This is a genomic window from Amphibacillus marinus, from assembly GCF_900110345.1.
Lineage (GTDB): Bacteria > Bacillota > Bacilli > Bacillales > Amphibacillaceae > Amphibacillus_D > Amphibacillus_D marinus.
The window spans coordinates 62,283-76,625 of sequence record NZ_FODJ01000013.1; the positions used below are offsets into that span (position 1 = coordinate 62,283).

The window sequence follows — 14,343 nt, forward strand, 5'->3', positions numbered from 1 at the left end:
TGAAACACCTGCTGAGATCATTTAGACGATACTTATGTCTCAATCACTATGATTTGTTATTCTTTTCTCAATACCCATATTACCTATGGATAAAACTATTTTTGGAATTAAAAAATAAAATAAGCATCTAGCAGATTTGCCAGATGCTTATTCACTATTATGCATGTTGTTTAATACGCTCTTCTAATGCTTCTTTAGGCTGGAAGCCAACGATCTGATCAATAACTTCACCATCTTTGAATAATAGCAGGGTTGGGATACTCATCACGCCGTATTTACTGGTTGTCTCTTGATTATCATCAACATTCAACTTGACGATTTTAACCGTATCGCCCATTTCTTCAGCTAACTCTTCAAGAACGGGTCCAATCATTTTACATGGTCCACACCAAGGTGCCCAAAAATCGGCCAAAACTAAGTCTGAACCTGTTTCTTCAGCAAAAGTTGCATCAGTTGCATTTATAATTGCCATAGTTTATTCCTCCTTAACGAATTGCGTTTACGTATACAAGTCCTAGTATATCATCACAGGGGAAGGATTGGCTAACGGTTTGCTTACTAGCTAGTTTACCCCCAATATAAAGAACCATGCGTTTACTTGAATTCCAATATTGTTACGCCACTTCCACCTTCGTTCATTGCCCCAGCTGTTGCCGAAGCAATGTGGCGATGCTTAGCAGCAAATTCTTGAACCCCTTTTCTAAGCGCACCGGTGCCTTTTCCATGGATAATTGAAACACGTGGGTAACCAGCGAGTAACGCATCATCAATATACTTCTCAAGGGCCTGAAGAGCATCCTCAAACCGCTCGCCTCGTAAATCTAGCTCCGTCTTAACATGATAGCTAGCGCCTTTAATGGTGGCAAGTGGCTTTTTAACAATCGGATCGTCCCGCTTGACTAACTGAAGGTCCTTCTTCTTGACCTTCATTTTCATCATCCCGACCTGAACCTGAAAGTCATGCTTGCCAATCTGTTCAACAATAGTACCGTTCTGATTAATCGTTAATAGTTTGACCTCATCACCAACCTCAAGCGTTTGATCTTGATTGCTATGCTTAGAAGTGGGAATAACCTGACCCTTCTTGGCTAGGGATGGCTGAGCTTCATCAAAGAGCTTTCGTGCTTCAATCCATTCATGCTCCTTAAGCGTGGATTGATGCTTCATTTCGCGGATAGTAGCCACAATATCTTCTGCTTCTTGCCGTGCCTTTGCGACCGCCTTCTCAGCTTTCTCTTCTGCCTTTTTATATAGCGCTTCACGCTCACGTTCGAACTGCTGCCACTGTTTTGCTAAATCAGCTTTTAACTGCTCTGCCTCATCTAATGCTTGAGCTGCATCCTGATAATCTTGTTCAGCACCGCGTCTTGCTTGGTCAAGTGAGGCAATCATATTCTCAACACTTTTCGTATCCGTACCAATTAATTGCTTAGCGGCAACAATTAATTCATCTTCGAGCCCTAATCGGCGTGAAATGTCAAAGGCGTTACTTCGACCTGGTACCCCAATTAGCAAGCGATAGGTTGGTTTTAATGTCTTAACATTGAATTCAACTGACGCATTAATCACCCCAGCACGATTATAGCCGTATGCTTTCAGCTCTGGATAATGCGTGGTCGCAATAATACGGGCGTTTCGTTTCACAACAGCATCCAGAATGGCCATTGCTAAGGCGGCTCCTTCCTGAGGATCAGTTCCTGCACCTAGTTCGTCAAATAGCACAAGGGTTCGATCATCAACATGTTGCAAAATGTCAACAATATTTGTCATGTGCGATGAAAACGTACTTAGACTTTGTTCGATTGACTGCTCATCACCAATGTCGGCAAATACTTCATTAAACACCGCCAGCTGACAGCCGTCTAAAGCAGGGATTTGTAAACCTGATTGCGCCATAAGTGTACAAAGCCCGACAAGCTTTAAGGTCACCGTCTTCCCGCCTGTATTTGGTCCCGTAATGACAATAGCATGATAATCAGCCCCAATGATAATATCATTGGCGACAACTTCAGCATCAGCTAACAATGGATGTCGTGCCTGCTTCATCTCAATATAGCCTTGGTCATTCATCTTCGGCATGGCTGCGCGCATTAATTGGGCAAGCTTAGCCCGAGCAAAGATAAAATCAAGTCCAGTCAGCACGTCAACATTTTGCCTTAACGCGTGCTGGTCAACAGCAATTCTGATCGTTAATTCGCGTAAGATGCGTTCAATTTCAGCCTGTTCCTGTGCTTTGGCTTCAGATAATGCATTGTTAATATCAACAACTGCTTGGGGCTCCATAAACAATGTTTGGCCAGATGCTGACTGATCATGGACAATTCCACCTATAGCCTGGCGATACTCTTGTTTAACAGGCAAGACGTACCGATCATTACGAATGGTCACAATCGCATCTGACAGCATTTTACTCTTTGAACGCGTGTAGCCTTCAAGTCTCTCCCTAATTCGACTTTCACTTGTTCTAATCTTGGTACGAATGGTTCGGAGTTTATCAGATGCACCGTCCATTACATGACCGTGATCGTCAATGCATTGCTTGATCTCGGTTTCCAGCTCTGTTAACGGCACAATATTAGCAACCATTTCCCTAATTAGCGGTGATTGCGGCTCCTCCATTTGCTCAATGAATCGGCGTAATCGTTTACCACCATAGATTGTACTTGCAATTTGCAAACATTCCTGCGGATTAAGAATACCACCAATTTCTGCTCGTTTGATACTTGGTTTGATATCAGTAATACCGCCGAAGGGTACGTCCCCATGCTTACGAACAATCTGGACCGCTTGATCAGTTTCCTCTTGAAGGAGCTGAACTTGCTCAAGGTTAGTAGACGGCTTTAGTGCTCGGGCCTGATCCTTTCCGAGTGAAGACGCCGCCTGTTCTACTAACTGGTCAATAATTTTATTAAATTCTAAGACACGAAATATACGTGCATTCATCTTTATCACCTATCTTCTTTTTGTCGCCAAAAGGCTGTTAATCGATCAAGAGACCAAGTATTGACAACGGTCTCAGCCTTTAGCCAGCCTCGTCTTGCTACACGAACCCCCGCCGTCATGTAGCTTAATGTCGCTTTATTATGGGCATCTGTATTAATAGCAATTTGAGCACCCTTATCCTGAGCAATCCTTACCCAATCTGCTGATAAATCAAATCGCTTTGGATTCGCATTTAACTCAAGAATCGTACCTGTTTCAACTGCTTTATCAATAAGTTGTTCGACATTAGCCCGATAGCCTGACCGTTTGCCAATAATGCGCCCAGTCGGATGGGCAATCATTTTTACGTACGGATTCTCCATCGCATGGACAAAACGCTTCATGATCTCTGCTTCGCTCTGATTAAAGGAAGAATGAATCGCGCCAATGACAAAATCCATTTCCTGCAAAAAATCATCAGCGAAATCAAGATGTCCATCTGGGCGAATATCCATTTCAACCCCACATAAAATATTAATATTAGGATAGACAGTACGGAGACGCTCAATTTCTTTTCGCTGCTCTCGAAGGCGTTGTTCAGTAAGTCCGTTAGCAACTCGCAAGAACTTTGAGTGGTCGGTAATTGCGATGTAACGATAACTAAGCTCACTAGCAAGCTGAACCATTTCTTCAATTGACTGTGCCCCATCACTCCAAGTCGTGTGCATGTGCAAATCACCCTGAATGTCTGCTTGTTCAATTAAGGGTATTTCCTGCTCAAACGCTTCTATTTCACCAGAAAACTCACGTAGCTCTGGAGGAATGAAGTTCAGATTAAAGTGCTTAAAAAAATCAGCCTCAGTCGCAAAAGTTGTTATTTCTCCAGTCTCAACGTTTTCAACACCATATTCACTGATCTTCTCACCTTGAGCCTTGGCTCGCTGCCTCATAGCGACATTGTGATCCTTGGAACCAGTAAAATGATGTAAGGTTGTCGCGAATTGATCGTCAGTAACTATGCGAAAATCAACTGAGACGTCATACTTTCCTTGTAACAGAACAGAAACCTTTGTCTGACCAGCAGCAATGACCTCTTTAATATCAGGGAGCGCAAGCAGCGCATCTTTAACCTGTTCAGGTTGGTCTGTTGCAATGATATAGTCAAGATCCTTGAGCGTTTCACGAAAGCGGCGCATACTGCCTGCAATGGAGAAGCGTGTTATCTTGGGAAGTTCGGCTAAATAAGCTTCAACCCTTGCTGAAATAGGCATGACCTCATAGACGGGTAGACGTTCTGGGCGTTGGCCAACCTCTTCAACTGCTTTTAATATTTTTTCAGCTGACTTCTGACCAAATCCTTTTAAGCTCGCAATTTCACCAGCTTGTGCTGCTTTTTTTAAGCTCGTTAGATCGACCACATTAAGCTCCTGATAAAGTTGTGCTAGCTTCTTGCCACCCAAGCCTGGTAGATCAAGCAACGGCACTAGTCCGGCTGGAACCTCTTGCTCTAATTGTCGGAGCGTCTCAGACTGACCCGTTGTCAAATATTCCTCAATGACAGTAGCAGTCCCTTTGCCGATCCCTTTTATCTGTGTGTAATCATCAATTTCATTCCGTGATCGTTGATCAGTTTCTAAAGCCAAAGCCGCCTTCCGATAGGCCGATATTTTAAAAGGATTCTCTCCCTTAAGCTCCAAGTAAATTGCAATCTGTTCAAGTAATTTTATAATATCTTTTTTATCAATGGTCACCATCTTGCAGTCCCCCAACAGCCTTTTTTAAGTAAGAAAAACCCCTGTGCATGTGCTGACAAGGGTTAGCCATTAATCATATGCTCAAACCATAATGTTCTAACCTGTTCTGAAAGCACCGGTGTCTGATCAATCATGAAAGCAGCAAGGTTTGACTGTTCCAGGACAGATTGCACCTGCGCAACAGGTAGAAGTGAAGCAATAAAAATAAGGACGAATAGCACAAGGTATTGCTCAACAAAGCCAAAAACAGCACCCAATAGTCCATTAATTGCGCTCAATATCGGTAAATCCGCTACAAAATCAAGCATTGAGCTGATAATGCTTAATATGATCTTTGTACCAAAGAACAGCACAGCAAAAGCAATCATATTGTAATAAGCATTTTCCAAAGGTAACGTATCATTAAAGAAAGCCCATTGCTCGCCAGATATGCGCGGATAAGGGATAAGCATTTCTAAATGACCAGCCAAGCTATTGTAAAAATTCACAGCGACAATAAAGGCTACGAAAAAACTAATAAAATGAAAAACTTGCAGGACTAACCCACGCTTTAAACCTCTAAATACTCCAAAAACCAATAAAGCAATAATAATAATATCTAACATCGGTCTAGTAATCCTCTTTCTCTTCTATTTTTTGTAATAACTCGTTGTATTGTTCTGTTAATTTAACATAGTCATTGACAGCATTTACAGCTGTTAGAACAGCTAATCGTGTTGTATCTAAACTTTTATTATTTTGATAAATATCACGCATCTTCTCATCGACCATACTGGCAACAACGCGCGTATGGTGAATATCTTCATCACCAATAATGGTGTATTTTCGACCATATATTTCAACCACGGTCCGTGTTTTTTTTGCTTGGGACACACTAATTCCCCTTTCTATCAAATCCTAATATTTATCTTAACATGAACCGGTTGATTTAGGAAACTATTCTCTTAATAGTTTTCTTGCTATAATGAAGGAAATGATCATGAAAGGAGAAACCATGGGACAAATCGTTGTACAGGTTACCGATCAAACATTAACAAAAATGAAAGACAATTATCAAAACGAACTAAGGAATCCCCCACCTGGTGCGGCGTTTTCAGCTAAAAAGGCTGGTATTACGATTACTGGTTATAAATCTGGCAAAGTTTTATTTCAAGGGGCGAACCCTGAGATGGAGGCCAGTAAATGGGGCAACCTTTCAACTGGGCAAACTAAGCCAAAATCAGCTTCAACGCAACACCCCTATTCACCCGAACCTTCGCTCTATCGTCAATCATTAATTGGATCTGACGAAGCAGGTACCGGTGATTATTTTGGCCCGATCACTGTTGCAGCGGCATATGTAAAGGCAGATCAAATTGAACTCCTTAAAGAGCTCGGGGTACGCGATTCCAAAAACCTAACGGATGCTTCGATTCAACAAATTGCTCAGCAAATACTTTTGTTAGATATTCCATACTCACTTGTTATTTTACATAATCCGAAGTATAACCAGCTTCAAGCTAAAGGCTGGACGCAGGGTAAAATGAAAACAATGCTTCATCATACCGCAATTGAAAATGTGCGAAAAAAAATAGCCCCTGAGCAGCCTGATGGTATTTTAATTGACCAATTTTGCCTGCCTAATATCTACATGAAGCATTTAAAGTCAGAACAAAAGACGTTACCGAAGTCAACCTATTTCGTCACTAAAGCAGAGAGCCATTCAATTGCCGTCGCAACAGCCTCAATTATTGCGCGTGCAAGCTTTGTCAAGCAAATGGATTTACTAAGTAATCAGGTTGAATTCACACTACCAAAAGGGGCATCGGCAAAGGTTGACCAAGTAGCGAGTCGCGTCATCCGCCAAAAAGGAAAGACGTACTTAGACCAAGTAGCCAAGGTCCACTTTGCCAATACGGCAAAAGCATTTGCCTACTTAAAGAAATAAGTGAGGTGGTTGGATTAACAGCATAAAAGCAGTTTTTTAAAAAAAGTGGGCTCCTCTGTAATGTACCAGCAAGACTGCAAACAAAGAACTCGCCACCTAGTAGGCGAGTTCTAATACTAATACATAAGGAAAAACCAAATAACAAATAGAAGACAAATTGACAGATAGCTTATTGTGCCAACTCTACGCACTTTAACGGGATAGCCTGCTTTCTTTTCTAAAGACCGGACATATTGATAAAGGTACAGAACAAAAAGAAACAAGCCTGGTGCCAACAAAAGTCGATATCGTGAAACATCAACGTTAAGAAAAAACACGATCAGGATCATCCCTACAAGAATACCGATACTTGCATGAGCAGCACCTACGTAGAATCCATTTCTGGATGAGTGGATAGTAAAACCTCCTTCTTTATTGGCAATACTATTACCATCATAACATAAGTCTTTGCCCATTTAACAAGTCCAATAGACTTATCACCTTGACCAGATCTCCACTAAATCAGCTTCCTGTTCACCTTTAATAAATACCTGGTTAACCTCAGAAAAATCGTCTTCAATCGAAATTCTGAAATCTCCGGTTGGATTTTCCTTACTTGTTAAACGATTGTATTTCAACTCAATGACAAGCTGATCGTTATCTAATTCATATTTAACATGCGAGAAACCACTTGCTGAATAGAGCAAAAAGCCATTTAGCTTAAAAGTATCCTCACTTACGTCTACCTCTCTAACAATAACATTGGTTTCATTGAAAGTAAGCTTAGTCAGATAAACGTAATAACCACCTGCTATTATTATTAAACTAACATAATTACGACAGCAAGCTTCCGATAAATTGATTTCACTTTTACACCTCTCTTGTATGTTTAGATTCTTACAATTATCATACTGTAATTTTCCAAAAATATCAATTTACCAACCATAAAAACAGACTAGCAGAGAGTAATTACTCCTTGCTAGTCTTGTTAGTTAACCTCTTAATTCAGCCTGATGGTGGTCTTGAACAGCGGTTAGAATGGCTTGGTAGGATGCTTCTACTTCATCATCGGTTAAGGTACGCTCTGGATCAAGGTACAGTAAGCTAAAGGCAAGTGATTTCATTCCAGTAGCCAAGTGGTCACCCTGATAGACATCAAATACATGAATGCTCTTTAAAAGTGCGCCAGCTGCTTGACGGACCGTTTGCTCAATCGCACCAGCAGGCACCGCTTCATCTACAACAAGGGCAATATCTCTTGAAATTGATGGAAAGCGTGGGATCTTCGCAAAGCTTGGCTCGTCGTTGTACATCATGAAGAGATAGTCTAAATCAAGATCAAATACATACGTATCCTTTAGATCAAAGCTCTTTTGCACAGTTGGATGCAATTGGCCAATAAAGCCAACTGGTACCTCCCCAATGCATACTTGAGCTGTTCGACCAGGGTGCATGTCAGGCATTTCCATTTGGCGATAGTTAGCCGTATAGCCGAGTCGCTCAATTAGCCCTTCGACAATTCCCTTGATGACGTAAAAATCAACCTCTTTTGCTTCTTGTTGCCAAGGATGGCTGAGCCATCTCCCGGTAATCGCCCCACTCGCTCGCAGCTTTTCATCGGGTTGGGCAGAAATTTGCTCTTCTGTCGTAACAAAAATACTGCCACATTCATAGAACCCTAGATTTTGCTGCTTACGCGCTTGGTTATAGGATAACGAGGCGAGCATTTCTGGTAAAATACTTAATCTTAGTGTGCTATGCTCTTCACTCATTGGCATCGACAGTCTAACCGAGCCCTGCTTAGTCTGAGCAATCTCTGGGCTTACCAGCATACCTGCCCGCTCTGCTGTTGTAAGTGAATAGGTAATTGCCTCTGATAGGCCAGCACTTTGGAAGTATTGCTTCACATAACGCTTTAATAACTGGTGATCAGTTAACCGCCCCGCTTGTTGCGCACCTTGTGGTAACGTATACGCAAGATTATCATAGCCGTAAATACGGGCAATCTCTTCTAACATATCCTCAAAAATCGTAATATCCTGACGTCTAGTCGGAATGGTAACAACAAATGTCTCCCCGTCCTGTTCAAAGGAGAATGCAAGCTTGGTTAAAATGATCTTAATCTCATCGTCAGTAATTTCGGTACCAAGTCGATCATTAACACGACTTGTTGTGATGGTTACCTGCTTTTCGGAACGATCGAGTTGATCAAACTCAGACACGCCCGCTAAAATGGTCCCATTCGCATACTTAGCCAGTAACTGTGCCGCTCTATATCCAGCACGTTTTACCCGATCTGGATCAACACCCTTTTCAAATCTGGTGCTCGACTCACTGCGTAATTGGTGGTCCTTTGCAGCTGTGCGGACTCTGCTTCCAGCAAAATAGGCTGCCTCGAGCAATACTGTTGTTGTCATATCTGTTACCTCAGAATTAGCGCCACCCATCACACCTGCTAAAGCTGTTGCTTCTGAGCCATTGGTGACGACCAGATGCTCAGGCGATAACGTCCGGGTTTGATTATCTAGTGTAACAAACTTTTCCTGATCATATGCCCGACGGACAACGACCTGACTTGAGCCAAACTTATCAAAGTCAAATGCATGTAACGGCTGACCATATTCAAGTAGGACGTAGTTCGTAATATCGACAACATTATTAATGGGACGAATGCCAGCCGCTATTAAATAGTTACGCATCCATAACGGAGCCGGTCCAACCTTAATATCCTTAATTAAAAAAGCGCCATAATAGGGATTATCCTCTGGTACTGCTACTTTTATTGAGACGAGCTCGGTCGCACTTTCTGCTACTGGTGCAATTTCCTCACTTGGTAACTGAACCGTTTCATTTAATATTGCCGCTACTTCATAAGCAACGCCCAGCATACTGAGTGCATCTGATCGGTTTGGCGTTAAGCCTAACTCTAAGATAGCATCATCTAGATTTAAATAATCACTTACGTCATGACCCACCTCAACATCAGCTGGAAAAACAAAAATCCCCTCGACACTTTCCTTCGGTACGTATTGCTCAGCTACACCTAACTCCTGCAAGGAGCAAATCATGCCGTTAGATTCAACCCCACGAAGCTTTGCTTTTTTAATTTTAAAATTCCCCGGAAGGACGGCACCAGGTTTGGCAACGGCCACCTTTTGCCCTGCTGCAATATTAGGGGCGCCACAAATAATTTGTAGTGTTTCAGAACCAACATTCACCTGACATAAATTTAATTTATCTGCATTTGGGTGCTTTTCACATGACTCGACATAGCCGACGACAACATGATCACTTTTCGGCGCAATATAACGAATACTTTCAACTTCAATCCCGGTTTTGGTAATCTTATCTGCAAGTGCTTCTGGTGTATGTCCACCTAAATCCACATAGTTTTTTAACCAATTTAACGATACAAGCATCTTGTTCCCTCCTTAGACCTGATGGTATTGCTGTAAGAATCGAATGTCATTTGTATAGAAGTGACGAATATCATCGACACCATATTTCAGCATGGCAATTCGCTCGGGTCCCATCCCAAAGGCAAAGCCACTATAAATATTCGGATCATAACCGGCCATTTCAAGAACAGATGGGTGAACCATACCACCACCTAGAATCTCAATCCAGCCTGTTTGCTTACAAACTGAGCAACCCTTACCTTGACAGACCTTACAAGAAATGTCCATTTCTACAGAAGGCTCAGTAAATGGGAAGAAGCTTGGCCGCAAGCGAATTTCACGTTCTTCACCAAAAAATTGCTTGGCAAACTGATTAAGTACGCCCTTTAAATCACTCATACGCACATTTTTATCAACGTATAAACCTTCTATTTGAGTAAATTGGTGCGAGTGCGTCGCATCATCAGTATCACGACGATACACCTTACCGGGGCAAATCATTTTGACTGGTTTATTGCCCTTATATTCCCCCATTGTCCTTGCCTGAACAGGAGAAGTATGGGTGCGTAATAACAGGTCTTCAGTAATGTAAAATGAATCCTGCATGTCACGCGCTGGATGACCTTTAGGTAAATTTAATGCTTCAAAGTTGTAATAGTCTGTTTCAACCTCAGGACCTTCGCGCACCTCAAAGCCCATTCCAATAAATAAATCTTCAATCTCAGTTACAATATCAGAAAGTAAATGAGAGCCACCCACCTGAACAGGGCGACCTGGTAAGGTAACATCAATCGTCTCTGTCTTAAGTTGTTCATTTAAGGCAGCCGTTTCAAGCGCTTGTTTTTTACGATCGAGTTCCTCAGCAATCTCACCACGAACTTTGTTGGCTAACTCACCAAGAACAGGTCGCTCCTCAGCTGAAAGCTGGCCCATCCCTCTGAGCACCTCGGTAATTGGGCCTTTTTTCCCTAAATAAGATACACGAACTTGCTGAAGGTCATTTAATGTTTCCGCCTGCTCAACCTGCGTTAACGCCTCAGCTCTTAATGCTTGTAATTTTTCTTTCATATTAATTGCCTCCTTTTCATCAATCAAACGCATCACGAAGCCTCTGGAAATGACGTTTAGCACATACAAAAAAGCCCCATCCCCTAAAAAGGGACGAGGCTATCTAATCGCGGTACCACCCTTGTTGACAAAGCCAGTATGCTTTGCCCACTTCATTTTCATAACGGACATCGTGTCCGGTACGCTCTTACTTAGCTGTTAAATAGTAACTAAGGTCCCAAGCGCCTGCTCCAGAGTGAAGGTTCAGTCTTTTAACAATGCGTCTGCTTTCAGTCGAGGCAGAGCGTTCCTGTCAGTCATTGTGTTGTAAAAGCTTACTAACTCTTTCATTGCTTTTGGTATATTCATCTTTGTCTTATTATAGAAAACAAAGCGGGAAGATGCAACTCTTTCTTTTAAAAAATCATACTCAGTACTTTAAAGAAATTAAATAGGTATTATCACCTAAAGATAAATAAGTTAATTTGCAATAAAATTACTTTTTTATATTTTTTTCTGGAAAAAACATTGACTTAAATCAACGCTTTATATATGATTTTGTAGTACTTTATACATAAATAGGAGGATGAAAAATGCAAAACACCAAAAAATTAGTTCGTTTAGTATGTGCTGTTCTTCTTGTTTTTTCACTTTATAGCGCTCCAATTCAATCTATCGTGTATGCTACTGATAATGTTGATCAAACGATAGATAATGAACAATTTATAGGCATAGATCAAACAGAAGAAGAATTAGCTGATCGTGAAGAAAATGATAGTGTTGATCATGATTATTCTGAGAATAAAGAGTTAGATGAATCAGTTAATTCAACTCAAGACGATGATCATCAAGAAATGATAGAAGAGTCTGACGAAAAAAATATTACTACAAATGAGCCACAGGCTAAAACGATTGATTCTGAATCACCAACAGTTCATTTTGAGGACTCTGAACTTAGAAATGCAATTGCTCGTGAACTAAAGATTAATGATCGACCAATTACTGAACGTGATATGGAGAAATTGACATCCTTGTGGGTGCCGAACTATGGAATCCAATCTTTAGATGGCCTGCAGTACGCCATAAATCTTGAAAATTTATCCTTACAGAGGAATAGAATTACTGATATTCTTGTCCTATCAAACTTGAGCAATTTAGAATCTGTTAACTTAAATGAGAATCCCATTTCCGATATATCTGTGTTTCGAAGCCTTACAAAATTAAGATCACTAAATTTAGAAAACATTCTTTCAACAGATGAAGAGACAATTGAATATTTAACTGACATTGGCGTTTTTGTCAACTATAGTCTAACACCCAATGCACCAAAAGGACTATTTGCTGATGGAACCTTACACGATTTAGTCGCTAACGATCTTGGTATAAAAGGTAGGGTTCTTACCGAAGAAGATTTGGATAAATTAGAAAAGCTTGACATCTCTTATAAGTCAGTTCATTCCCTTGGTGGTTTAGAGTATGCGAATAATTTAAGTCATCTTGATTTATCATGGGCAACTGTTAACGATTTTAGTACATTACCATTGCTTACGGGACTCAAATATTTAAACTTACATTCGAATTATCCTTATAAAGATTTAGAGGTCATTTCAAGTTTAAACAAGCTTGAATACTTAAACATTCAAAATAGTAAGGTAACAGATATTAGTGAATTGTCAGCGTTCCCCAACTTAAAAGAACTATATGTAGGTGGTACTTCTATCAAGGATTTAACGCCTATTGAACAGTTTACCGATTTAGAAGCTTTATCAGTTAATTATCTTAAAGGACACGATTTAAATTTTCTTTCCAAACTAGTTAAGCTAAAATACTTAGATGCAAGTGGCACTGATTTTAATGACATTTCCGTTTTAGCAAATTTACCAAAGTTAGAAACTTTAATTATGTATTATAATGATGTTAAAGATATTCAACCATTACAAAAATTAGTAAACTTAAAATCAATTGATTTCTACGAAAGTCAAATTAGTGATATTAGTCCTCTGGAAAATTTAGTTAATTTAGAATATATTCGCATAACTAGCAGTCAAATTAGCGATATTAGTCCTCTGGCTAAACTAACCAAGCTTAAATTTCTTGGTATTCCTAATAACAACGTTAGTGATATTAGCGTTCTAGCAAATTTAACGTCAATAGAACGACTTGACTTAATTATGAATAACATAACTGATGTAAGTAGTTTAAGTAATTTAGACAATTTAGTTGATTTAGATGTATCATGGAACTTTATTACTGATTTAAAACCATTGGCAAAAATTAAAAACTTACAGTACTTATTTATACAAAGTAATAATTTAACTAATATTCAGGCATTAAAGGATGCTAAAAAACTAGTTCAAATATCCCTAAGTGACAACTTTATTGATGATCAAGAAACTATTCAATATTTCCTTGATCGTGGTGTAGCAATTTACGGTCTAGATGAGCAACATCAACAAATTGAACATGAAACTCTATTACCTCTATTCCCAGAAAGTAAAGGCTATGAAATAAAAAAAGATGGATCTATATCCATCGACTTATCCAAACAAGAGAATAAACAAGCTGCAAAATTAGACACTGAACAGGTGGAAATGCTTATTAAAAACAGAAAACCACTTATTATTTATCGTTCAGGCGTTACTGTGAACATTCCAATATCCGCTTTTCTTTACGGAAAGGACCCTATTACGATCGAAGTAATAGAGGAGGCAGCTGAAAAGAATAGTTTAAGCAAAACTTTTGTGTTTAAAATAACACAAGGTTCTAAAGTCATTAGTCAGTTTGAGCAAGGCATTACATTAACTTTTGAAGTTGATAGGAGCTTAGCTCAAAATGTAAATAATCTTAAAGTATTTTATTTTAATGAAGAAAAAGGCGTCTGGGAAAATATTGGTGGATCTTATAATGGTGGTAAAGTAACAGTTGTTACAAATCACTTTAGTAAATTTGCAGTATTTGAAGTTGCTGGTAATGACCCAACTTCAAATACTATCGTTGAAATTATCAAAACTGATAATAACAATAATCATGTACCAGGAAACAAGTCCAGTAATGATACCGCGCAAAGTGAAGAAAGTAGTAACAAACCAATTTCATCTAATAATGGCAGTACAACAAGATTACCGGAAACAGCAACAAATCTTTATGCATTCTTATTAATAGGGGTATTGCTGTGTTTAGGTGGTGCAAGTGCAATCATTTTAAACCGTAGAGTAGCAAGAGTCACTAGATAAATTAAAACTATTAGTACGGTTCCCTTTCTCCCTAAAGTTGAGTAAGAAACTTTAGGGAGCTGTTTTTTTATGGTTAAATATAA

Annotated in this window: 11 protein-coding genes; 2 read left to right on the forward strand and 9 right to left on the reverse strand. The window is 39.8% G+C overall.

Annotated features, from left to right (window positions below):
• Positions 1-157: 157 nt before the first annotated feature.
• From trxA to zapA, 5 genes are all read right to left on the reverse strand, one after another.
• Positions 158-472, reverse strand: coding sequence for a thioredoxin (trxA, locus tag BM000_RS14795; RefSeq protein WP_091499900.1), 315 nt, complete (start codon positions 470-472; stop codon positions 158-160).
• Positions 473-594: 122 nt separating this feature from the next.
• On the reverse strand, positions 595-2,943 hold the full coding sequence (locus tag BM000_RS14800) for an endonuclease MutS2 (RefSeq protein WP_091499901.1): 2,349 nt from the start codon (positions 2,941-2,943) through the stop codon (positions 595-597).
• A 5-nt stretch (positions 2,944-2,948) separates the two neighbouring features.
• Positions 2,949-4,673 carry a DNA polymerase/3'-5' exonuclease PolX gene (gene polX, locus BM000_RS14805; RefSeq protein ID WP_091499950.1) on the reverse strand — a complete coding sequence of 575 codons (1,725 nt, stop codon included), beginning with the start codon at positions 4,671-4,673 and terminating at the stop codon, positions 2,949-2,951.
• A gap of 65 nt (positions 4,674-4,738) precedes the next feature.
• Complete coding sequence (locus BM000_RS14810; RefSeq protein WP_091499902.1) at positions 4,739-5,281, reverse strand: CvpA family protein; 543 nt, start codon at positions 5,279-5,281, stop codon at positions 4,739-4,741.
• A gap of 4 nt (positions 5,282-5,285) precedes the next feature.
• Positions 5,286-5,549 carry a cell division protein ZapA gene (gene zapA, locus BM000_RS14815; protein WP_091499903.1) on the reverse strand — a complete coding sequence of 88 codons (264 nt, stop codon included), beginning with the start codon at positions 5,547-5,549 and terminating at the stop codon, positions 5,286-5,288.
• Positions 5,550-5,670: 121 nt separating this feature from the next.
• Here zapA and rnhC point away from each other — a divergent pair, with 121 nt between their 5' ends.
• A complete protein-coding gene (rnhC, locus tag BM000_RS14820) occupies positions 5,671-6,603 on the forward strand; it encodes a ribonuclease HIII (protein ID WP_091499904.1) in 933 nt (310 codons plus the stop codon).
• A 116-nt stretch (positions 6,604-6,719) separates the two neighbouring features.
• Here the strand turns inward: rnhC and BM000_RS14825 are convergent, their stop codons facing one another.
• The 4 genes from BM000_RS14825 to pheS form a co-directional block, all read right to left on the reverse strand.
• A complete protein-coding gene (locus BM000_RS14825) occupies positions 6,720-7,058 on the reverse strand; it encodes a hypothetical protein (RefSeq protein WP_091499905.1) in 339 nt (112 codons plus the stop codon).
• 21 nt (positions 7,059-7,079) lie between these two features.
• Positions 7,080-7,289: a hypothetical protein gene (locus tag BM000_RS14830; protein WP_091499906.1), complete on the reverse strand. Its 210-nt coding sequence runs from the start codon at positions 7,287-7,289 to the stop codon at positions 7,080-7,082.
• Positions 7,290-7,574: 285 nt separating this feature from the next.
• Positions 7,575-10,001 carry a phenylalanine--tRNA ligase subunit beta gene (pheT, locus tag BM000_RS14835; RefSeq protein ID WP_091499907.1) on the reverse strand — a complete coding sequence of 809 codons (2,427 nt, stop codon included), beginning with the start codon at positions 9,999-10,001 and terminating at the stop codon, positions 7,575-7,577.
• Between the two features lie 12 nt (positions 10,002-10,013).
• A complete protein-coding gene (gene pheS / locus BM000_RS14840; protein ID WP_091499908.1) occupies positions 10,014-11,048 on the reverse strand; it encodes a phenylalanine--tRNA ligase subunit alpha in 1,035 nt (344 codons plus the stop codon).
• 572 nt (positions 11,049-11,620) lie between these two features.
• Between pheS and BM000_RS14845 the strand changes: the two genes are divergently transcribed.
• Complete coding sequence (locus BM000_RS14845) at positions 11,621-14,260, forward strand: leucine-rich repeat domain-containing protein (RefSeq protein ID WP_091499909.1); 2,640 nt, start codon at positions 11,621-11,623, stop codon at positions 14,258-14,260.
• The last annotated feature ends 83 nt before the right edge of the window (positions 14,261-14,343 follow it).

Excerpts from the sequence above, each read along its gene's own strand:
- trxA (WP_091499900.1), bottom strand. The coding sequence starts at position 472 with ATGGCAATTATAAATGCAACTGATGCAACTTTTGCTGAAGAAACAGGT.
- BM000_RS14800 (WP_091499901.1), bottom strand. The coding sequence starts at position 2,943 with ATGAATGCACGTATATTTCGTGTCTTAGAATTTAATAAAATTATTGAC.
- BM000_RS14810 (WP_091499902.1), bottom strand. The coding sequence starts at position 5,281 with ATGTTAGATATTATTATTATTGCTTTATTGGTTTTTGGAGTATTTAGA.
- rnhC (WP_091499904.1), top strand. The coding sequence starts at position 5,671 with ATGGGACAAATCGTTGTACAGGTTACCGATCAAACATTAACAAAAATG.
- BM000_RS14825 (WP_091499905.1), bottom strand. The coding sequence starts at position 7,058 with ATGGGCAAAGACTTATGTTATGATGGTAATAGTATTGCCAATAAAGAA.
- pheT (WP_091499907.1), bottom strand. The coding sequence starts at position 10,001 with ATGCTTGTATCGTTAAATTGGTTAAAAAACTATGTGGATTTAGGTGGA.
- pheS (WP_091499908.1), bottom strand. The coding sequence starts at position 11,048 with ATGAAAGAAAAATTACAAGCATTAAGAGCTGAGGCGTTAACGCAGGTT.
- BM000_RS14845 (WP_091499909.1), top strand. The coding sequence starts at position 11,621 with ATGCAAAACACCAAAAAATTAGTTCGTTTAGTATGTGCTGTTCTTCTT.